Annotated in this window: 20 protein-coding genes and 1 pseudogene; 9 read left to right on the top strand and 12 right to left on the bottom strand. The window is 70.6% G+C overall.

The genetic code is table 11. The features are described from left to right. The first annotated feature begins 5 nt into the window (after positions 1 to 5). Positions 6 to 1004 (top strand): inorganic phosphate transporter, encoded by a 999-nt coding sequence (locus tag A6A06_RS06180; protein ID WP_073759516.1) that lies wholly within the window; start codon positions 6 to 8, stop codon positions 1002 to 1004. A 142-nt stretch (positions 1005 to 1146) separates the two neighbouring features. Here A6A06_RS06180 and pstB read toward each other — a convergent pair whose 3' ends face one another. The 4 genes from pstB to pstS form a co-directional block, all read right to left on the bottom strand. Then, positions 1147 to 1923 carry a phosphate ABC transporter ATP-binding protein PstB gene (pstB, locus tag A6A06_RS06175; protein ID WP_073759514.1) on the bottom strand — a complete coding sequence of 259 codons (777 nt, stop codon included), beginning with the start codon at positions 1921 to 1923 and terminating at the stop codon, positions 1147 to 1149. A gap of 82 nt (positions 1924 to 2005) precedes the next feature. Then, on the bottom strand, positions 2006 to 3085 hold the full coding sequence (gene pstA / locus A6A06_RS06170) for a phosphate ABC transporter permease PstA (protein ID WP_073759512.1): 1080 nt from the start codon (positions 3083 to 3085) through the stop codon (positions 2006 to 2008). Further along, positions 3082 to 4083 (bottom strand): phosphate ABC transporter permease subunit PstC, encoded by a 1002-nt coding sequence (gene pstC / locus A6A06_RS06165; RefSeq protein ID WP_079193798.1) that lies wholly within the window; start codon positions 4081 to 4083, stop codon positions 3082 to 3084. The genes pstA and pstC overlap by 4 nt, the downstream gene beginning before the upstream one ends. Positions 4084 to 4183: 100 nt before the next feature. Continuing rightward, entirely contained in the window at positions 4184 to 5311 is a 1128-nt protein-coding gene (gene pstS, locus A6A06_RS06160; protein WP_073759508.1) for a phosphate ABC transporter substrate-binding protein PstS, read from the bottom strand. A 473-nt stretch (positions 5312 to 5784) separates the two neighbouring features. Here pstS and A6A06_RS06155 point away from each other — a divergent pair, with 473 nt between their 5' ends. Beyond that, a complete protein-coding gene (locus A6A06_RS06155) occupies positions 5785 to 6852 on the top strand; it encodes a C40 family peptidase (RefSeq protein WP_242440571.1) in 1068 nt (355 codons plus the stop codon). 367 nt (positions 6853 to 7219) lie between these two features. Beyond that, positions 7220 to 8686 (top strand): PP2C family protein-serine/threonine phosphatase, encoded by a 1467-nt coding sequence (locus A6A06_RS06150; RefSeq protein ID WP_073759506.1) that lies wholly within the window; start codon positions 7220 to 7222, stop codon positions 8684 to 8686. 95 nt (positions 8687 to 8781) lie between these two features. Here the strand turns inward: A6A06_RS06150 and A6A06_RS06145 are convergent, their stop codons facing one another. From A6A06_RS06145 to A6A06_RS41460, 5 genes are all read right to left on the bottom strand, one after another. Next, on the bottom strand, positions 8782 to 9123 hold the full coding sequence (locus tag A6A06_RS06145) for a DUF2516 family protein (protein WP_073759504.1): 342 nt from the start codon (positions 9121 to 9123) through the stop codon (positions 8782 to 8784). Between the two features lie 96 nt (positions 9124 to 9219). Next, positions 9220 to 9795: a hypothetical protein gene (locus A6A06_RS06140; RefSeq protein ID WP_073759502.1), complete on the bottom strand. Its 576-nt coding sequence runs from the start codon at positions 9793 to 9795 to the stop codon at positions 9220 to 9222. Between the two features lie 34 nt (positions 9796 to 9829). Beyond that, positions 9830 to 10264, bottom strand: a complete 435-nt coding sequence (locus A6A06_RS06135; protein WP_073759500.1) for a helix-turn-helix domain-containing protein — start codon at positions 10262 to 10264, stop codon at positions 9830 to 9832. Between the two features lie 151 nt (positions 10265 to 10415). Next, a complete protein-coding gene (locus tag A6A06_RS06130) occupies positions 10416 to 11174 on the bottom strand; it encodes a bestrophin-like domain (RefSeq protein ID WP_073759498.1) in 759 nt (252 codons plus the stop codon). A gap of 136 nt (positions 11175 to 11310) precedes the next feature. Continuing rightward, on the bottom strand, positions 11311 to 11721 hold the full coding sequence (locus A6A06_RS41460; protein WP_199930692.1) for a hypothetical protein: 411 nt from the start codon (positions 11719 to 11721) through the stop codon (positions 11311 to 11313). Positions 11722 to 12040: 319 nt separating this feature from the next. On the opposite strand from A6A06_RS41460, the gene A6A06_RS06120 reads away from it, so the two are divergent. The 4 genes from A6A06_RS06120 (at position 12041) to A6A06_RS06110 (ending at position 16114) form a co-directional block, all read left to right on the top strand. Then, the gene (locus A6A06_RS06120; RefSeq protein ID WP_073759494.1) at positions 12041 to 13321 is read left to right on the top strand and encodes a cytochrome P450; all 1281 of its coding nucleotides are present in this window, start codon (positions 12041 to 12043) and stop codon (positions 13319 to 13321) included. 467 nt (positions 13322 to 13788) lie between these two features. Continuing rightward, entirely contained in the window at positions 13789 to 13941 is a 153-nt protein-coding gene (locus A6A06_RS41455; protein ID WP_199930691.1) for a hypothetical protein, read from the top strand. Further along, a complete protein-coding gene (locus A6A06_RS06115; protein ID WP_073759492.1) occupies positions 13938 to 15161 on the top strand; it encodes a cytochrome P450 in 1224 nt (407 codons plus the stop codon). Before A6A06_RS41455 ends, A6A06_RS06115 begins: the two co-directional genes overlap by 4 nt. 395 nt (positions 15162 to 15556) lie before the next feature. Then, entirely contained in the window at positions 15557 to 16114 is a 558-nt protein-coding gene (locus A6A06_RS06110; RefSeq protein WP_073759490.1) for a DUF3291 domain-containing protein, read from the top strand. 45 nt (positions 16115 to 16159) lie between these two features. On the opposite strand, the gene A6A06_RS06105 is transcribed toward A6A06_RS06110, so the two are convergent. Further along, positions 16160 to 17089, bottom strand: a complete 930-nt coding sequence (locus tag A6A06_RS06105; protein ID WP_073759488.1) for an NADP-dependent oxidoreductase — start codon at positions 17087 to 17089, stop codon at positions 16160 to 16162. Between the two features lie 95 nt (positions 17090 to 17184). On the opposite strand from A6A06_RS06105, the gene A6A06_RS06100 reads away from it, so the two are divergent. Continuing rightward, entirely contained in the window at positions 17185 to 17613 is a 429-nt protein-coding gene (locus A6A06_RS06100; RefSeq protein WP_073759486.1) for a winged helix-turn-helix transcriptional regulator, read from the top strand. On the opposite strand, the gene A6A06_RS06095 is transcribed toward A6A06_RS06100, so the two are convergent. Both A6A06_RS06095 and A6A06_RS40675 read right to left on the bottom strand, forming a co-directional pair. Beyond that, positions 17580 to 18482, bottom strand: coding sequence for a phosphotransferase family protein (locus A6A06_RS06095; RefSeq protein WP_242440570.1), 903 nt, complete (start codon positions 18480 to 18482; stop codon positions 17580 to 17582). The two genes, A6A06_RS06100 and A6A06_RS06095, sit on opposite strands and share 34 nt — an antisense overlap. 1502 nt (positions 18483 to 19984) lie before the next feature. Next, positions 19985 to 20392 (bottom strand): annotated as a pseudogene (locus A6A06_RS40675) (TetR/AcrR family transcriptional regulator); the annotation flags it as partial. A gap of 207 nt (positions 20393 to 20599) precedes the next feature. Here A6A06_RS40675 and A6A06_RS41450 point away from each other — a divergent pair. After that, positions 20600 to 20770, top strand: coding sequence for a hypothetical protein (locus A6A06_RS41450; protein ID WP_199930690.1), 171 nt, complete (start codon positions 20600 to 20602; stop codon positions 20768 to 20770). Positions 20771 to 20775 lie beyond the last annotated feature (5 nt).

The following is a 20775-nucleotide window of genomic DNA, read 5'->3' as shown; positions in this document are numbered from 1 at the left end:
CTCCGGTGGACACCTTCGCGCTCATCGTGACCATCGGGGTCGCGCTCGGATTTACGTACACGAACGGCTTCCACGACTCCGCGAACGCCATCGCGACCTCGGTCTCCACGCGGGCCCTGACCCCGCGGGCGGCGCTCGCGATGGCCGCGGTGATGAACCTCGCCGGTGCCTTCCTGGGCAGCGGGGTCGCCAAGACGGTCAGTGAGGGACTGATCTCCACACCCGAAGGCTCCAAGGGGATGGGCATCCTCTTCGCGGCGCTGGTCGGAGCGGTGGTCTGGAACCTGGTCACCTGGTACTTCGGCCTGCCGTCGTCGTCCTCGCACGCCCTCTTCGGCGGCATGGTGGGCGCGGCGCTGGCGGGCGGCACGACCGTCTACTGGTCGGGCGTCATAGAGAAGATCGTCGTTCCGATGTTCCTCTCGCCCGTGATCGGCCTGGTCCTCGGCTATCTCGTGATGGTCGTGATCATGTGGCTGTTCCGGAAGTCCAACCCGCACAAGGCCAAGCGGGGCTTCCGTATCGCCCAGACCGTCTCGGCGGCCGGCATGGCGCTCGGGCACGGTCTCCAGGACGCCCAGAAGACGATGGGCATCGTGGTGATGGCGCTGGTCATCGCGGACGTCCAGAGCGCGGGCGACGCCATCCCGGTCTGGGTGAAGATCGCCTGTGCGCTGACCCTGTCGCTGGGCACCTACGCGGGCGGCTGGCGCATCATGCGCACGCTCGGCCGGCGGATCATCGAGCTGGACCCGCCGCAGGGCTTCGCGGCCGAGACGACCGCGGCGTCCGTCATGTACACCGCGTCGTTCATGTTCCACGCGCCGATCTCCACCACCCACGTGATCACTTCGGCGATCATGGGTGTGGGCTCGACGAAGGGCTCGCGGGCGGTGCGCTGGGGCGTCGCCAAGAACATCGTCATGGGCTGGTTCATCACCATGCCCGCCGGAGCGGCGGTCGCCGCCCTGAGCTACTGGTGCGTCCACCTCGTGTTCGCGTGACGGCGGGCGGCCCGGTGCCGCGCGTGACGGATTGTGGGCCCGCCCTCCGATGCCGGAGGGCGGGCCCACGTCCTTGCGGTGGCACCGCCATGCAGCACCGCAGGACGTGAGGGGCCGGTCGGCGCGGGGCGCGCGGGGCCGGTCAGCCGAAGCGGCCGGAGATGTAGTCCTCCGTGGCCTGGACCGACGGGTTGGAGAAGATCCGCTCGGTGTCGTCGATCTCGACCAGCTTGCCGGGCTGGCCGACCGCGGCCAGGTTGAAGAAGGCCGTACGGTCCGAGACGCGCGCCGCCTGCTGCATGTTGTGCGTGACGATGACGATCGTGAACCGTTCCTTCAGTTCGCCGATCAGGTCCTCGATGGCGAGGGTGGAGATCGGGTCGAGGGCGGAGCACGGCTCGTCCATCAGCAGGACCTGCGGCTCGACCGCGATGGCGCGGGCGATGCACAGCCGCTGCTGCTGGCCGCCGGACAGGCCGGAGCCGGGCTTGTTCAGCCGGTCCTTGACCTCGTTCCAGAGGTTGGCGCCCTTGAGGGACTTCTCCACGACCGCGGACAGCTCGGACTTCTTGTACGAGCCGTTCAGGCGCAGTCCCGCCGCGACGTTGTCGAAGATCGACATGGTGGGGAACGGGTTCGGGCGCTGGAAGACCATGCCGACGGTACGGCGTACCGCGACCGGGTCGACGCCGCTGCCGTACAGGTTCTCGTCGTCCAGCATCACCTTGCCCTCGACCCGGCCGCCGGGGGTGACCTCGTGCATCCGGTTCAGGGTCCGCAGGAACGTCGACTTGCCGCAGCCCGAGGGACCGATGAAGGCGGTCACCGAGCGGGGCTCGACGGTCATGGAGATGTCGTCGATGGCCCGGTGGCTGCCGTAGTAGGCGGAGAGGCCGCTGACGTCGATTCGCTTGGCCATGGAAATCACTGCTTCTTTCGTGGAGCCCACGCCGTTCAGGCTGTGAGTGGGGGTCCCCCACGCCGTACAGGCTGTGGGGGAGTCAGCGGCCGGTCTTGGGGGCCTTCCAGCGGGCGATGCCGCGGGCCACCAGGTTGAGGATCATGACGAAGGCGATCAGGACGAGGGCCGCGGCCCACGCACGGTCGTACGAGGCGTCGGAGCCCTGCTGCCACTGCTGGAACACATACAGCGGCAGTGACTGCTGGGCGCCTTCGAAGGGGTTGTTGTTGATCGTCTTCGCGCCCCAGACCAGCAGCAGTACGGGCGCGGTCTCACCGGTGATCCGGGCGACGGCCAGCATCAGGCCGGTGGTGATGCCGCCGATCGAGGTCGGCAGGACCACCTTGAGGATGGTGCGCCACTTCGGCACGCCGAGGGCCAGGGACGCCTCGCGCAGCTCGTTGGGGACCAGCTTGAGCATCTCCTCGGTGGAGCGCACGACCACCGGCATCATCAGGATCGCCAGGGCCATCGCGCCGGCGAAGCCGGACGGGCCGAAGCCGAGGATCAGAATCCACACCGAAAGGACGAACAGGCCGGCGACGATCGAGGGGATGCCGGTCATCACGTCGACGAAGAAGGTGACGGCCTTGGCCAGCTTCCCGCGCCCGTACTCGACCAGGTAGATCGCGGTGAGCAGGCCGATCGGCGCGGCGATCAGGGCGGCCAGGCCCACCTGTTGCAGGGTGCCGATGATCGCGTGGTAGATGCCGCCGCCGGGCAGCGCGTCGGGCAGGGTGCCCATCGAGTGGCTGAGGAAGTAGCCGTCGAGGACCTTGACGCCGCGCACCACGGTCTCCCAGATGAGGGAGGCCAGCGGCACCACGGCCAGCAGGAAGCAGATCCAGACCAGGCTGGTGGCGAGGCGGTCCTTGGCCTGCCGCGCGCCTTCGACGGCGGTGGCGATCACGAACGTACCGAGAATGAACAGCAGGGCGGCGATCAGGCCCCACTGGATGCGGCTCTCCAGGCCGGCGGCCAGGCCGATGCCGCAGCCGACGGCGACCGCGGCCGCGGCGAGACCGGCGGGGGCCCAGCGGGGCAGCCGGGGCTGCTTGAGCGAGACCGGGAGCGGCGCGTCGTCGGCGACGGGCCGCGGCGGGGTGACCGTGTTACTCATGCGTTGGCCCCCGAGTACTCCTTGCGGCGCGCGATGATCATGCGGGCCGCGCCGTTGACGAGCAGTGTGATGACGAAGAGGACGAGGCCGGAGGCGATCAGGGCGTCCTGCCCGAACTCGTCGGCCTCGCTGAACTTGCTGGCGATGTTCTGTGCGAAGGTGCCGCCGCCCGGGTTCAGCAGGCTGAGGTTGATCAGGAAGCTGGGGGACAGCACGGTGGCCACGGCCATCGTTTCGCCGAGCGCGCGGCCCAGGCCCAGCATCGAGGCGCTGATGATGCCGGAGCGGCCGAACGGCAGCACCGACATGCGGATGACTTCCCAGCGGGTCGCGCCGAGCGCGAGCGCGGCCTCCTCGTGCATCTTCGGCGCCTGGAGGAAGACCTCGCGGCTGACGCTGGTGACGATCGGCAGGATCATGATCGCGAGCAGGATGCCGACGGTGAACAGCGCGCGCGGGGCCTCGTCGGCGTAGGAGAAGATCCCGGTCCAGCCGAAGTAGTCGTCCAGCCAGCTGTAGAGGCCGGTCAGGTGCGGGACGAGGAAGAGGGCGCCCCACAGGCCGTAGATGATGCTGGGCACGGCGGCGAGCAGGTCGATGACGTAGCCGAGCGGGGAGGCCAGCTTGCGCGGCGCGTAGTGCGAGATGAACAGCGCGATGCCGACCGCGACCGGGACCGCGATGACCATCGCGATGACCGAGCTGACGACGGTGCCGAAGGCGAGGACGGCGATGCCGAACTTCGGCTCGGGGCCCGAGGTGTTCCACTCAAGGTAGGTCAGGAAGTTCGCGTGGTCCCCGGAGATGGCGATCACCGAGCGGACGGTGAGGAAGACCGCGATGGCGGCCATGATCACCAGGAGGGCGATGCCGGAGCCGCGGGACAGGCCCAGGAAGATCCGGTCTCCGGGGCGGACCGCCTTGCCGGACACCGCGGAGGCGGCGGGACGCGCGGGCGGCGGTGGTGGTGCGCTGGGTATCGAGGGTGCTGAATTCATGGTTTCTCCGGTCTGCGGAGCCCGGCGGAGGGCTCCTGGCGCGGCGGTGCACCGGACGGGCGGCGGCCTGCGCGGGGCGCGCGGGCCGCCGCCCGGTGGGTCAGGAGAGCGAGGCGACGGTCGAGCGGACCTTGTCGGCGATCTCGGTCGGCAGCGGCGCGTAGCCCAGGTCCTTCAAGGCGTTCTGGCCGTCCTTGCTGGCGATGTAGGTCAGGAAGGACTTGGTGGCGGGCAGGGTCTCCGCCTTGTTGCCCTTGTCGCAGGCGATCTCGTACGTGACGAGGGTGATCGGGTAGGCGTCCTCGGCCTTGGTGGTGTAGTTCAGCTTCAGGGCCAGGTCGCTGCCCTGGCCGACCTGCTTGGCCTCGGAGATGGCCTTGGAGGCGTTGTCGACGGTGGCCTCGACCGGGGCCTTGGCGCCGGTGTTCAGCTTGACCGTGTTCAGCTTGCCGGCCGTGGCGTAGGACAGCTCGAAGTAGGAGATCGCGCCGCTGGTCTGCTTGACCTGCGAGGACACGCCGGCCGAGCCGGACGCGGCCTGGCCGCCCTTGCCTTCCCAGGTCTTGCCCGGCTCGTGCTTCCAGGCGGCGGGGGCGGCGCCCTTGAGGTACTTGGTGAAGTTGTCGGTGGTGCCGGAGTCGTCGGAGCGGTGGAACGCCTGGATCTTGAGGTCCGGCAGCTTGGCGTCGGGGTTGAGCTTCTTGATCGCCTCGTCGTTCCACTTGGTGATCTCCGAGTCGAAGATCTTGGCGAGGGTCGGGGCGTCCAGGACGAGGCTGTCCACGCCGGGCACGTTGTAGCCGACCGCGATCGGGCCGCCGACCATCGGCAGATTGACCGCCTGGCCGCCCTTGCAGATCTTCTTGGACTTCTCGACCTCCTCGGGCTTGAGCGCCGAGTCGGAGCCCGCGAAGGAGGTCTGGCCCTGGAGGAAGGTGGTGATGCCCGCGCCGGAGCCGGTGGGCTGGTAGTTGATCTCGGTGTCCTTGCAGGCGCTGGAGTACGCCTGCACCCAGGCGTCCATGGCGTTCTTCTGCGCGGACGAGCCGGAGGCGAGCAGCTTGCCCTTGCCTTCGCACTTGATGTTGCCCGTCTTCGCCGCGGAGGCCGCACCACTGCCACCACTGGTGTCGTCGGAGCCGCACGCCGTCAGGGCCAGGGCACCGGTGACGGCGAGAGCGCCAACGGCGAGGGCGCGAACCCGGTTCTTGCGCTGCTGCTGCTTCACTGTCGTGAGTTCCTTCCTGGGGCGCGCCGCTTCTTCGGCGTGCGGGGTGGAGATATGGGTGGTCGCCGGTGCGGCGACCGGGGGATGACGGTGGGGTCACTGTGCGGCGGCCGCAGGGGTCGGGCAAGGGTCGCAGGGGCGGCTCGCCCGGTGGTTCAGCAATGCCGTACGGCGTTCGCTCCAAAGGAGTGGCGCGCCGTTCGGTACGGCCGAAATTAGGCAGATCAGGTGAAGCCGCCGATGGAGGAGAGTGAACGCAGGGTGAACCTCGGCCGTCGGATGGGGGCGGCGTACGAACGGCCCGGAATCCTCCGCATTGCTCTGTCGGATTACCCGCCGGTATGGCAGCATCCGCGCGTATAGAGGTGCACGAATCGGTGCGGACCGACCGGAGGTGGCTGGTGGGGCGGCAGGGGGCAGGGCGGGGCGATCGTGGTGAACACGGCAAACGCAACATAAAGGGTGCGCGTGGTGTGCGGAGCGTACGGCGCGTACAGGGGCTGCGCGGCGCGGTGGTGGCCGCGACGGCGGTGGTACTGGGCGTGACGGGCATCCTCGGCGGGACGGCTCCGGCCGCGTACGCCGATCCCGGCCCGTCCGTGTCCGAAAAGCGCCTCGAAGAGGTCCGACAGGAACTCGAAGGCCTCTACCGCACGGCGGAGCAGGCCACCGAGACGTACAACGCGGCGAAGGAGCAGGTCGGCCTCCAGCAGAAGGAGATCGTCAAGCTGGCGCAGACCATCGACCGGACCCAGCGGCGGATGGACGAACTCAAGCGCCAGGCGGGCGCGCTGGCCAGCGCGCAGTACCGGGGCGGCGGCATTCCCCCCGAGGCCCGGCTGATGCTCAACAAGGACCCCGAACGCTTCCTCGACAACGCCGCGCTGGTACGCAAGGGCCAGCAGGCCGCGAAGGACCTGACCGCCGAACTCGCGCGCACCAAGTCCGCCTTGGAGGGGTACGCGCAGGACGCCACCGACCGCTGGGAGCGGCTGGAGGAGAACCGCAGGAAGGCGGAGACCGCGCAGCTCGACGTCCGCAAGAAGATCGAGACCGCGCAGCGGGTGGAGTCGGAGCTGGCCGCCGAGGAGAAGGAGCGGCTGAAGAAGCTGGAGGACGCGCGGGCGCTCCAGGAGCAGCAGAAATGGCTGGACTCCGGAGTGCTGAAGGACATCGGCGCGCACGCTTCGGAAGCGGGCAAGAAGGCGGTGTCGTACGCGACTTCGCAGATCGGCAAGGACTACGTGTGGGGCGCGGAGGGCCCGGACACCTTCGACTGCTCCGGGCTGACGATGCGTGCCTGGCAGGCGGGCGGCCGGCCGATCCCGCGGACGTCGCAGGAGCAGTGGCGTCAGCTGCCGCGGATCGGCCTGAAGGACATGCGTCCCGGTGACCTGATCATCTATTACCCGGACGCGAGCCATGTCGGTATGTACCTCGGCGACGGCGCGATCGTGCACGCGCCGCGGCCGGGCCGGCAGATCACCGTCACCGGGGCCGGTTCGATGCCGATTCTCGGGGTGGTGCGGCCCGACAAGTAGGGGTGCCGGGGGCGGTTCGCGGCGCCCCGGGGCCCGGTGCGCGCGGCGGGGTTCGCGGCCCGGTACGCGGCGTGCGGGGTACGTGCGTTTCGTCACGGAGCGCCGGGGGCCAACCTGACGCTGTCGAGGTGATGTTCGTCATTCCGCATTCCTCCCTTCCCAGGTCACCAGGCGTGTGGGCAAAGGCATATGACAAGTGCCGGGGGCTGTCGGCCATTCCGTAAGCCTCCGGGCTACCGCTAGGGTCGCCTCTCGGTGCCCGGTGGCGCACCGCCCGGACCGACCGCCGGGCGGCGGCGGAACCGGGCACAGTGGCGCGCCGTTCGGCGGGCCTGTGCACCCTCGGGGGGAGGGAAGGAAGCAGAGCATGTCCGTACCCATTCCGCGCCAGCGGACGGCCGTGCTGCCGCAGGAGGCAGCGGCGGCGGGCGACGCGCGCGACGGCGCGGCCCGCGCGGCCGGGCCTGCGGCGGAGTCCGAGGATGCCGCGGTCGCCGCGGGCTCCCCGGAGGCCCCGGGCACCCCGGACGCCTCTGATCCCTCCGACCCGGCCTCCACACACTCCGACCCCTCCGCCCCCGCTCCCTCTGCTTCCTCCGCAGCCTCCGCCGCCTCCCGCTCCGGCGACACCGGGCTGACGCTGCTTCTCATAGGCGAGGACCCCACCAGTTCCGTGCCGGAGATGCGGGACGGGGAAGGCCGCAGGGTCCGCGTCCGTACGGCCCGCAACCTCACCGAGGCGGAGCGGCTGCTCACCGACGACGTGCACTGCATCCTGCTCGACCTGGCGCCCGCGGAAGCGGGGGAACGCCCCGACCGGGACGGGCCCGCGCCCGAGGAGGACGGCGGCCACGACGAGCTGGGCGCTCTGCGCTCGGTGCTGCGGATGGCCCCCGCCCACGCGGTGCTCGCGCTGACCTCCGAGGCCGACGCCGAGCGGGCCGCCGAAGCCGTCCGGGTCGGCGCGCAGGACTACCTCTTCCGGGACGAACTCGACGGCGCGATCCTCAGCCGGGCGGTGCGGTACGCCGTCGAGCGCAAGCGCGCCGACCTCGCGCAGCGCCAGCTCACCGAGTCGCGGATGCTGGCCCAGGAGAACCGCCGGCTGGAGCGCGGCCTGCTGCCCACACCTCTCCTGGACGGCTCCGACCTGCGTTTCGCGGCCCGCTACCGCCCCGGCCGCAGTCGCGCGCTGCTCGGCGGCGACTTCTACGACACCGTACGGACGGCCGACGGCACCGTGCACGCGATGATCGGCGACGTCTGCGGCCACGGCCCCGACGAGGCCGCGCTCGGCGTCGAACTGCGCATCGCCTGGCGTGCGTTGACCTTCGCCGGGCTGTGCGGCGACGCCCTGCTGTCCACCCTCCAGAAGGTGCTGGAGAACGAACGCGCGGACGACGAGATCTTCGCGACCCTGTGCCTGGTGGACATCGCGCCGGACGGGCGGCACGCCGGGGTCTGCCTGGCCGGCCACCCCGCGCCGCTGCTCGCCCGGTCGGGCGGGGCGCCGCGGCTGCTCCCGTACGAGGAGGGCGGCCCCGCCCTGGGCCTGCTGCCGCGCGCCCGCTGGCCGCGCCGCCAGGTCACGCTGGGCGGCTCCTGGAGCCTGATGATGTATACGGACGGCCTGATCGAAGGCCGCGTCGGCAACGGCAACCAGCGCCTCGGCCAGGAGGGCATGACCGAGCTGGTGGGGCGTCGGATGGCGGCCGGGCTACGGGGCGAGGTACTGCTCGACGCCGCGGTCACGGAGGTGCGGGACCTCAACGGCGGGGAGCTGACGGACGACGTGGCCGTCCTCCTGCTCGACCGGGGACGCGTACCCGGCTGAGGCGCGGCCCGTGCGTCGTGGGCCTCGGGCCCCTTGGACCTCTCGGGTTCCTTGTTCCCCTCGGGCCCCTCGGACCTTTCGGCCGCTGCCGCCCGCTACCGCCCGCCGTTGAACGGCCCGTACGGCCCGTCCGAACTCGACCCGCCGCGGCGCGGCCCCCGGCCGCCGGTGATCCCCTTGATCGCGGGCCGCACGTCGACCGTGTAGACGATCACGGCGATCAGCCCGATGATCGGCAGGAACGACATCAGCGGCAGCAGGAACAGCAGCGCGGTGGCCAGCACCAGGAAGATCAGCCACATGCCCTTGGTCTGCTTGCCGGCCGCCCGGTAGGCGTCCTCCCGCCGTACGGCCGCGTCGACGAGCATGGCGGCGGCATACACGGCCAGGACCAGCTGCACCCAGCTCAGCACGTTCTGGAAACCGTAGATCAGCACTGCCTTCTCCCGTTCGACTCGGTCCGCCGTCGGCCCACCGTACCCGGATAACGGGCCGGACACGCGTGGCGTGCCCGGCCCGCTCCGCTGCTTTCGTTACTTGCCGTTCTCGTCCGGCGCGGCGGTCTTCTTCGCCGTCGTCTTCTTGGCGGCCGGGGCCTTCTTGGCCGCGGCGGACTTCGGCTCGGTGCCGCCCTCGGCCTTGTCCTCCGCCGCGGGCTCCTGCTTCGGCTCCGGCTCGATCGCGACCGCGAGTTCCTCGGTGGCCTCGGCGGTCTCGTTACGCCACGTCTGCACCGCGCCGCGACCGCGCTCGGCCAGCCCGTCGTAGCCCTCGCGCAGCTTGACGGCCGCCTCGGCCGCGCGGCCCACGCCCTGCAGCGCCAGGTCCTGCGCCTGCTGGCTGAGCTTCTTGAAGTCGGAGTCGAGCGCGCCCAGCAGCCTGGTCAGCCGCTCCTGCGCGTCCTTCGCCTCCTTGGACACGCGGTCCTGCACGACCTTCGGGTCGGTGTTGCGGGCGGCCTCGAAGCGCTTCGGGGCCTCCTGGCGGATCTTCTCGACCAGGCCCGGGATCTCCTTGGCCTTCTCGGCGGCGAGGTCCACACCGCCGGCGAAGGCGTACAGCGGAGTCGGGTCGGTGAGCGCCTTGCGGACGTCGTCGGTGATGGCCATGGCGTGGTTCCTCCTGGAATAGGTGGTCGGTCGCTCAGGTGGCGTGCGGGCCGCCGTCGGCCTCTCGGGCGTCCGGAGCGGGCTCGTGCGCCTGCGCACCGCCGCTCTCGCCGCGCCCGCTCCCGTGTCCGTTCTCCTTGCGGAAGGACTCGTAGATCTGCAGCAGCACCTGCTTCTGCTTCTCGGTCAGCGCCGGATCGGTGAGGATCGCGGTGTGCACCTCGACCCCGTCCACCTTCCGCTCGTCGAGGATCCCGGCCTGCACGTACAGCGTCTCTGCGGAGATCCGCAGCGCCTTGGCCAGCTGCTGCAGGATGTCCGCACTCGGCTTGCGCAGTCCGCGCTCGATCTGACTGAGATACGGATTGGACACCCCGGCGGCATCCGCGAGCTGCCGCAGGCTCAGCTGCGCATTGCGCCGCTGCTCCCGCAGGAACTCGCCGAGGTTGCCGACGTTGAGTGATGCCATGCCCCGATGGTGCGCCATCGTGCTAACTATTGCAAGCGGCTGCTAGCAAAAGTGACGCCGGTGGATCCGGCGCGGGGTCCTGACGGCAGGCAGCTGTCTGTCGCCGGATCTGCCCGCGCCGCGACGTCCCGACGCGGGCCTCATGGGCGCGTCACAGTTCCGGGAAGAGGTCCGTGAACGGATCGGCCGAGGTCGAGATGCCCCGGCTGAACGGTGCGTCGAAGTCCCAGACGAGGAAGAGCAGGAAGGCGATCAGCGCGCTGAAGAGGGCGGCCATCAGCAGCTCGCGCGCCGACCGGCGGATCTGCAGGGTGAAGATCAGCCCGATGGTGATCGCGGCACCGGTGATCAGCCCGAACCAGACCACCGGCGGCAGGGTCGGATCGATGCTGTCCGCCCGCGCGTTGCGGGCGTCGTCCGCCGCCGCGACCTGGTCGAGCAGCGGCTGGTAGGACTGCGCCTCGTAATCGTCCCGCGGCCGGTAGTCGGTCACATCGGCCCGTACCTTGTCCAGCAGCTCATTGCCCCGGTCCGTGACCTCCCCCCGCTCGGCCATGGCCGGCCACTCCTTGTGCACGACGTGCGCGACATAGGCGTCGACGTCCGCGCGGATGCGGTCCCGCGTGGCCTCCGGGTAGGCCCGTACCCGCTCGCTGACCTCGTGCAGGGCCTGCGCCTCGGTCCGTACGGTGTCCCCGGCCGTGCCCCGGGCTTCCCAGACGCCGGCGATGGCCAGGCCGAGGACGATCGCGTAGACCACCCCCACCATCATCGTCATGTACTCGATGACATCGGGTGTTTCGGACGGGTCGTCGTCCTCCCCGATACGGCGCTGCTTGAGCACCGTGATGCTCAGGACGACGGCGCAGACGGCCGCCATCGCGATGGTCAGCACCAGCCATTCCGACACGGTGGCCTCCTACGAGGAACGGCGCCCGGACGAGCCGGACGAGCTGGACGAACGGGGACGCAGCGCGGCGGCCGCCAGCACGGCGGGCGCGGTGAGCAGCAGCATGGTCGTGACGGCCGACCGGCTGTTGTGCTGCTTACGGGCGGACGGGACGTATGTGCGGGGCAGCGCCGCCGACGGAGTCGTGGACGGTGCGGGGCTCGGCGACGTGGGCGGGGTGGCCGGTGGTGCCGCGGGAGCCGCGGATTCGCCGGGCACCAAACGGGACGGTACGGGCGTCTGCCCGGGAACGGAGGGGGCGGGCGACTGGCGCTGCGGGCGCGACGGGGCGGGGGAGGACGTGGGGCGGCTGGAGGGCGGAGGGGGCTGTGCGGGCGTGGGGGAGGACGGAGGGGTTCGAGTGGCCGTGGGGGACGGCGTAGGCGTGGTGGTGGGCGGCTTGGTCGGCGTAGGCGTCGGTGTCGGTCTCGGCGTCGGGCAGGACCAGAACAAGTCCCAGCGCCAGCCCGGCGGCATCGGCCAGCCGGTCGGCAGCTCGCAGACCCACTCCCAGCCCGGTGGCGCAGGCCGGCCAGGGTGCGCGCGCACCGATGGCGTCGCCCGGCCGGGCTGTGCGCGCGCCGGCCCGTCCGTATCCGCGCAGGTGTTCGCGCACGCGTCAGTAGGCCGGACGGGCGCCGCGTGCGCCCCGGCCGACGTCGACAGCACTGCGACTGCGACCAACAGCGGTAAGAGAAGCACCGCAGGTTGGAGGCTGAGGAAACGTTGCGATCCCTTCACGCCGTGATGTTGCACAAGACGGGCCGTCGTCAGCCGCCGGTCGGGTCCGATTCCCCCGAACGACGGAATATCGTACGGTCGCCTGCGTGGAAGCTGTCGCTGTATTCACACCCGATACGTACGCCGACGCTGTCCCGTACGAACTCTTCCGCGAGCTGCGCGCGACCCGGCCGGTGTGCTGGGTCGAGGAGCCCCCGGTCGGCGCCTGGCCCGCCGGGCCCGGCTACTGGGCCGTGCTGCGGCACGCCGACGTCAGACACGTCCTGCGCACCCCCGAGATCTACTCCTCGTACCTGGGCGCCACCCAGATCCGCGACCCCGACACCGAGGACGACCTCACGTTCGTCCGGGCGATGATGCTCAACCAGGACCCGCCGGACCACGCGCGGATCCGGCGGGTCGTCGCCGCGGCCTTCACCCCTCGTGCCGTAAGGGAGTTGGAGAAGGTCATCGACGCACGGGCAGAGCACCTGGTGGCGGAGGTGGCACGGGCGGGCGAGGCGGACTTCGTCAGCGTCGCCGGCGACCTCCCCGTCTGGACACTGGCCCATGTCATGGGTGTCCCGGAGGAGGACCGGCAACTCCTCTTCGACTGGTCGAACCGCGTCATCGGCTACCAGGACGACGCGTACGCCACCTCCAGCGCCGCCGATCCCGCCCGGCTCAGCCCGATGGGCCGCGCCGCCCTCCGCGCACGCCCCGCCCCGGCCCACCGCCCGGACGGCCGCCCGGCCAACCCCCGCTCGCGCCACGCACTCGCCGACATGTTCGCGTACGCCCACGCGCTGGCCGGCAACCCGCGCCCCGGCACCGTCATGGCACACCTGCGGGAAGGCGGCCTGAACCGCGCCGAGTTCGAGAACATGTTCTTCCTCTTCGCGGTGGCCGGAAACGAAACCCTGCGCAACGGCATCCCCGGCGGCCTGCTCACCCTCCTCCGGCACCCCGACCAGTTCGCCCGCCTCCGCCGGGAACCGGAACTGACCGGCAGCGCCGTGGAGGAGATGCTGCGCTACTGGCCCCCCGTGATCGACTTCCGCCGCACCGCCACCCGCGACACCGAACTCGGCGGTCAGGCCATCCGCCGCGGCGAAAAGGTCGTGGTCTACCACGCCTCCGCCAACCGCGACGAAACCGTCTTCCACGACCCCGGCCGCTTCGACATCACCCGCACCCCGAACGACCACGTCAGCTTCGGCTTCGGCCCGCACTTCTGCCTGGGCAGCCACCTCGCCCGCGTCCAGATGCGGGCGGTGCTACGGCATGTGGTCGAGCAACTGCCCGGCCTGGAGCTTGCCGGTGAGCCGGTCCGCCTGGTCTCCAACTTCCAGAACGGGCTGCGGAGTCTGCCGGTCAGCGTGAGGTGAACCTGAACCTGCCCACCCCGAAGCCACTGCTCATGCACCGCGTGTTCGCCACCCCTGAACATCCATTGCCCGCAACGGCAGGCGTGGAGTGGTCAGCCCTCCTGGCTGATCTTCAACCGGCTGAGCCGGAAGCGGGCAACCAGACGTCCTGCCGGAGCCTCGGCGACGGCCGCTACGAGAGCCGCCCCGCCGCCGCGGCCGACCAGTCGCTGCCCCGGGCGGACAGCAGATCCACTGGACCGCCCGGCTTCGAATCCGTTCCAGCAGAACTGACCAGGCCCGCGTCAGAGACACTTCCTCGCTCCAGATCTCTGACGGGACGGACGCCTGAGTTCCGGCCTCAACGGGATTCTAGGGAAAAACGGGAATCACCCGTCATACCGTTCTCCTTGATCTCCGAAAGAGCCGAGGTGGCCCGCTGGGGGCGCCGATCCTGCGCCTGCTCGCCAGTGAGGTCGTCCGCGGGTGTGCCCGCCGGCTCGGAGGACCACCCGTCCCCGGCCGAACCGGCGCACCGCGTGCGCACGCTGCCCGGCGATCACTTCACCATCCTGTTCCGGCACGCCGACCTGATCTCAGCGAATCTGCACGACTGGACGACGGAGGTACAGCCCCTATGACGACCGTTCCCGATCTTCCCGGCGCCGCAGCGGCACTGGAGCACTTCCCCTTCGACGACGGCCGCGGCATCGAGGTCAACGAGCGCTTCCGGGAGCTGCGGCAGCGCGAGGGGCTGCTGCGGGTGCGGCTCGCCCACGGTGAACCCACCTGGCTGGTCTCCCGCTACGCGGACGCCCGGATGGTGCTGGGCGACGCGCGGTTCAGCCGCGCGATGTCGGTCGGCCGGGACTTTCCGCGCCAGGAAGAGGCGACGGACCTGGCCGGACTGATCACCCTGGACGCCCCCGAACACACCCGGCTGCGCACGCTGTTGGTCAAAGCTCTCAGCAGATCCCGTATCGAAGCGCAGCGCCCGACGGTGCACGCGGCGGCGGACGATCTGCTGTCGTCGGCGATGAACGCCGGACCGGGCATGGACATCGTGGTGGACTACGCGCAGCCGATGAGCGTGCTGTCCATCTGCGACCTGCTCGGCGTGCCGGTCTCGGACCGGGAGGTGTTCGAGTCGACCAGCGCGGCGCTGATGCCCGGCAGCGCCGTCGGAGCCGAGGACATGATGCGGCGGTTCGGTGCCCTGCGCGCCTGCACCGAGCAGCTCATCGCCGAGCGTCGGGCCCGCCCCCGCGACGACCTGATGTCGGCGATGACCCAGGCCCGGGACGAGGAGGACCGGCTCACCGACGACGAGCTGATCGAGCTGGTCGTCAGCATGCTGCTGGCCAGGTTCGAGGCGATCATCACCCAGATCCCGAACTGCGTCTACGTGCTCACGCGGGGCGACCGTGCGCTCTGGAACCGGCTGCGTGCGAACCCGGCCGAACTGCCGTCGGCGGCCGAGGAGCTGCTGCGCAACAACGCCTCCGCCGGTGCCGGCCTGTTCGTCCGCTACGCGCGGGAGGATGTCACCGTCGGCGGCACGCTGGTGCGCGCGGGCGAAGCCCTGACCGTCGCCGTCGAGTCGGCCAACCACGACCCGGCCCGGTTCGAGGACCCCGACGCGATCGACTTCACCCGGCCACCCGGTGGACACCTCACCTTCGGCTATGGCGCGCACTACTGCGTCGGCGCCCAGCTCGGGCGCATCGACCTCCAGGAGGGACTGCGCGTGCTGCTCGCCAGGGCCCCGGAGCTGACCGTCCGCGACATCACGTGGAGGGAACGGCCGCACATCCGGGGGCCGGAGGCGATGCGCGTGACCTGGCGGGGCGGCCCGGAATGACCGCCACCGGCACCGGGGGTTGGGCTGGCGGCTTCCGGTGGGTGGTGGCAGGTCGGCTGGTCCGGCGCGGCTGAGACTCGCTGGAATGGCCGGTGGTGTGTTGAGGAGGGTCGGGCTTGGTGTAGGTGTCGGTAGGGCGTAGCGGCCCGGCGCGATTCTGTGCTGGTCAGGGCCCGTTCGAGAAGCCACTTGGGCAGGGAAAACGCAACTTCGACATGGCCCGCAGAGACGGCTACCTTCACCTGGTCTTCGGTGATCGCCCACGGTCACGCAGGGGTTCCTTCAGGCTGAGCCCCGCGCGGCGGGATGAGTTGGTCACGCCGCACCCATCTTCGTCCCGTGCGTAAGCCACCGAACCGGGTCCACACCAGGCACCCACCACCAGGGAGAGACGCATGCCCCATCTTGCTCTGTACACATTCGGCGTCCTGAAGTCACCTCTCGCCGATACCGGACCTCTCACGCGCGAGTTCTACGACCGTGGTGAGGCCGTCTACCGGAAGATCAGCCAGCACCCCGGGTACCTCGCTCGTGCCGAAACGGCCGAGGGCGAACGGGGCTTGCACTTCGGCGCGGACTGGGGCCCCTGGGGAGAGTTCGTCGTACCGGCCTGGTACGACAAGGGCCGTACGGTGGAAACCACCGCCCTGGCCGCGACCCTCTCCCTCTGGACCGGCCTGCGTCCCGCCTTCGACGCCATCTACACCGGTCTGCACCGCGAGGCGCTGAACAGGCGATACGACTGGTTCGAGAGGTCCGGGCACGCGAATTACGTGTGCTGGTGGGTCTCCGACGGAGTGATACCCACCTGGCAGGACGGGGTTTCCAGGCTGGAGCACCTCCACGACCACGGCTCCGTGCCGCACGCCTTCACCTTCCACCACTCGTTCAGTCCGGAGGGAACTCCCGCCAGGATCAGGGACATCGGGCCGAAGGCCGAGCAGGTGCACTGACAAGGCAGCGGGTCAACGGCGGCTCCACAGCGGCTCCACAGCGGGTCAGACGGTGAGGACGAGTTTGCCCTGGAGGTGGCCGCCGTCGAGCAGCCGGTGCGCGTCGGCGACGCGTTCGAACGGGAACGTCTCCTGCACGTGGACCCGGAGCCTGCCCTGTTCGACGAGGTCGACGAGACCGCGCAGGGCGACCGGGTCGGGGTCGACCGCGATGCCGCTGAAACGCATTCCGGCTGCCTCGTACGTGGCGGCGAGCGCCGCATCCTCGTCGGCGACCGCCGTCACTAGGTGACCGCCCGGTCGGAGGACTCCGAGCGACCGCTCGACGGTGTCGCCGCCGATCGTGTCGAGCACGACGTCGATGTCGCGGACCGCCCCGGTGAAGTCGACCGCCGTGTAGTCGATCACCTCGTCGGCGCCGAACCCCTCGACGAACTCCCGCTTGCTCCCGCTCGCGGTCGCGATCACGTGCGCGCCGAGCGCCTTCGCTATCTGGACCGCGACGTGGCCGACCCCGCCCCCACCGCCGTGGACCAGGACGCGGTCGCCCTCGGTCACGCCGCCGAGGTCGACGAGTCCCTGCCACGCCGTCAGTCCGACGATCGGCAGCGCCGCCGCCTCGACGTGCGTGAGCGACGCCGGTTTGCGTACCAGGTGCAGCGCCGGTGCCGCCACGGCCTCGGCGTACGCGCTCGCCGCCCGCGGGAACAGCGGCATCCCGAACACCTCGTCGCCGGGCCGGAACCGATACGTCAGCGACCCCTCCCCGACCATGCCGCTGATGTCCCAGCCGAGGATGAACGGCGGCCGGCCGATCAGCGGGAACTCGCCGGCGCGCAGCCGCGCCTCCAGTGGGTTGAGCCCGATCGCCTTGACGTGGACGAGAACCTCGGTCGGAAGGGGCCGGGGCTCGGGCGCGTCCACGATGGTGAGCACCTCGGGACCGCCGAGCGTCTGCTGCGTGATGACTCGCATGACTCGCATGACTCTCCTGAGCTTCGAGAGGTTTGAGAGGGGGAAGTGAACCCAGGCTAGGTTTCCGACAGGAACCCGCAGGTACCTTTGGCGCCATGAGCGGTTTTGGTCCCGGTGATCCCTTTCTCGCCGACTGCCCGGCGCGTATGGCGGTCGAGTTGATCGCCGACAAGTGGACGGTGGTCGTGCTCTACGGCCTCAGCAGGGGCCCGGTGCGCCATGGCGACCTGATCGGGCTGATCGGCGGCATCTCCCGCAAGATGCTCACCCAGACGCTCCGGCGGCTGGAGGCGCACGGCCTCATCCGCCGCCAGGCCTACGCCGAGGTGCCGCCCCGCGTCGAGTACGAACTCACGCCGCTCGGGGCGACGCTGATCGAACCGATCCACGTGCTGACCGAGTGGGCGAGGGCGAACGGCGACGCGGTGCTCGATGCGCTCGACGCCGGTACCGAGCCGGTCGCCCACAGCGACCGAGCAGCCGAAGCGGCTCAGCCCGGCGCGTCCATCAGGGCGGTGACATAGGCGTCCAGCCGCTCCTGGACGGCGCGCGTCGTCAGCTCCGTCCTCCCGGCCGCCCGCCACGGCCGCGCCACCAGCTGCACTTCCTCCGAGGACGCCAGCCCGTCCCGCACCTTCCAGTACAGCCGCTCGCTCGCGGTCGCGGCCAGCACCCCGCCGGCCTCCTCGTACGCTTCAGCGAACCGCAGGCCCCACGCCGGTCCGTGCAGCAGCGCGAGATTGACGGAGCAGTGCGCCACGTCGAGATCCGCCGGGCCCCAGGAGGTGGCCGCCCAGTCGACGACGCCGGTGATCCGGGCATCTGCCGGGCTTGCGGGCGGCACGTCGAACAGTACGTTGCCGGGCTGGAAGTCCCGGTGCAGGAAGCGCCCTTCGTAAGGCGGCGCGGGCCTGCGGATCATTTCGATCGCCGCAGCCCAGACCGCCGCGTCCGCGCCCTTCGGGGGCACGACGGTGTCGGCGGTCGTCAACGCCACGTACCCCCGGGGCCTCGCGGCGGGCCGCAACGCGTGAATCTCCACGAGCTGACGGGCCAGCAGCGGGACGCGCGTCTCCAGACCCTCGTCGTCGAGGACCGTCCGTCCCGCCATATGCGTCATGAGGAGCGACGGGTACTCGCAGTGCGCGGCCGTCGGATCAACCGCGACCAGTCCAGGAGCCGGCACTCCGGTCCCCGCGAGCAGGGTCAGGGCGCCGGCCTCCCTGTCCAGCCAGTCCTCGGCGTGCTCCACGTCGACGAAGGACCGCAGCACCAGGTCACGGGTGCCCCCGTGCCGCGCGCCGACGGTCAGCCGCCGCATGGCGGCAGTGATGCCGCCGTGCAGCGACTCGGTCCTGACGACCCGTTCGCCGCGCTCCAGATGCCGGCTCACCCAGGCCAGGGTCCTCGGTCCGGCAGCCGTCGCTTCATCGTGGTGGGTCACCGTGCCACGTCATCATCCGGACGGCTGCACGCGCGAGTTCTTTTACGGGAAGCGGCGGATGTGCCGTCGGGGCCGAGGACCCTGGAACCTCAGGCCAGTGACCACCAGTTGACGTAGAGGTCGGAGTCATCGGTGATGACGAAGGCGTAGGGCCGCTGTGCGGCGCTCGGGTTGTCCTGCATGGTGAGCGTCTCGCCGGGGCGTTCGATGACGCGTCCGGGCGGGGTGCCCTGGGCGGCCCAGTTCCACTTGCTGCCGTCCCACCAGTTGACGTAGAGCTTGGAGTCGTCGCCGAGGACGAAGACGTAGGGGCGGGTGAAGGCGTTCGGGTCGTCCTTCATGGTGACCACGCCGACGGAGTCGAGGATGAGCCGCCCGCCGGGCGCGCCCTGGTCACTCCAGTTCCACTTGCTGCCGTCCCACCAGTTCACGTACAGCTTCGAGTCGTAGCCCTGGACGAAGGCGTACGGGCGCTGCTGTGCGTTCGGGTCGTTCTGGACGCTGACGGCGCCGACGCCCTTCTTGACCGGCTGCCCCGACGGTGCGCCCTGGTCGCTCCAGTTCCACTTGCTGCCGTCCCACCAGTTCACCCAGACCCGGGAGTCCTCGGTGATGACGAAGGCGTAGGGGCGGGTGAAGGCGTTCGGGTCGTCCTTCACGGTGGTGACGCCGAGGGGGCGGGAGATGGTGTGGTTCGGCGGTGCGCCCTGGTCGCTCCAGTTCCACTTGCTGCCGTCCCACCAGTTCACCCAGAGCCGGAAGTCGTCGGTGAGGACGAAGACGTACGGGCGCTGCTTGGCGCTCGGGCTGTCCTGGACGGAGACCACGCCGACGCCCTCGCGGACCAGGCGCCCGCTGGGTGCGCCCTGGTCGTTCCAGTTCCACTTGCTGCCGTCCCACCAGTTGACGTGCAGGTGCGAGTCGTCGGTGATGACGAAGGCGTACGGGCGCTGCTGCGCGTTCGGACCGTCCTGGACCGTGACGGCCCCGACCCGCTCGATGACCGTGCGCCCGGCCGGCGTGCCCTGGTCGCTCCAGTGCCATGCCTTGCCGTCCCACCAGTTGACGTGCAGGCGCGAGTCGTAGCCGCGCACGAAGACGTACGGCCGCTGCGCGGCCTGCGCGTCGTCCTTCATGGTGACGGCGCCCATCGTGGCCCGGACGCCGATGGTGGCGGTGGGGCTCTCCTGGTTGTTCCACTTCCATGAAGCCATCGCGTTCCTCCCCGGCCCGCACCCGGCTCTCGCGGGGCGGGCCTGCGCCAGAAGTGACGCAACAGAGCGTAGTTGCGCAAACTCATAAAGTGAATACCGTGAGAGAGGATTGACCTGATTTCTGGGGTACGCCAGGCGTGTGCGCGCCCCGCCGTGGAGGCCGTCACGGACCGCCCGCACTACTTCGCCGACGCTGCCCGCGCGTTGGCGTCCGGCATGCACCTCACCGATGAGGGGGAGCGCGGTGGTCAGGCGTTGTGCCTGGTGTGGTGTCACGGTGGCCTCGTTGTGCGGCCGTCCGGTGAACAGGGCGACCAGGTGGTCCTCCTGGGACCGGATGGACGTGGCGAGCCGGGAGCCGAGGTCCGGCCCGGCGGGGACGGCCTGCTCGATCTCTTCGTAGTGCGGCCGCGGGGAGTCGGCGACCAGGGCGATCACCAGGCCGTTCTTGCTGCCGAACGGTGAGTAGACGGCGCCGGTGGTCAGGCCGGCCCGTTCGGCGATCTCGTCCAGCCTGGCCCGGTGCCCGTCCCGGGAGGCGACCGGGAACGCGGCGTCCAGCAGGGCCCGGCGGTTGCGTTCCTTGGCCTCGGCTCTCGCCCTGGCGGCCGTCGTCGGCCTCCTGGCGGCGTGGCAGGGCGGCAGCGCCGGAGGCGAGGTGTGGACCGGATACCAGGCGTGCGCAGCCGCCGCGTTCGCGGCGCTACTGGTGGCGGCGAAGCCGTCGCAGACCGAGTCGGGCCGAGGTGGGCGGCGACGCTGACTAACGTTGTGCCCATGACCCTCCTTGACGGCGACAACGCTGACGACCCCGGCCTGACCATCCGCTGTGAGGAACACGCCTCCGTCGGCGTGACATTCGGCGGTCGGTTCAGTTTCGACGAGGACTCCGTGCACTACGCCGTCGACGTGTGGGCCCCGGGGCTGACGGCTCGCGCCGACGAGGTCGTCGCCTGGATCTGGGACAGCGACCCTCGCCTGGCGGCTGACGTCCGAGGCTTTCTCGTCGGGGAGCAGCGGTGACCCCC

Source organism: Streptomyces sp. CB02923 (assembly GCF_001905005.1).
Lineage (GTDB): Bacteria > Actinomycetota > Actinomycetes > Streptomycetales > Streptomycetaceae > Streptomyces.
This window is presented reverse-complemented; position numbering and strand designations above follow the sequence as displayed.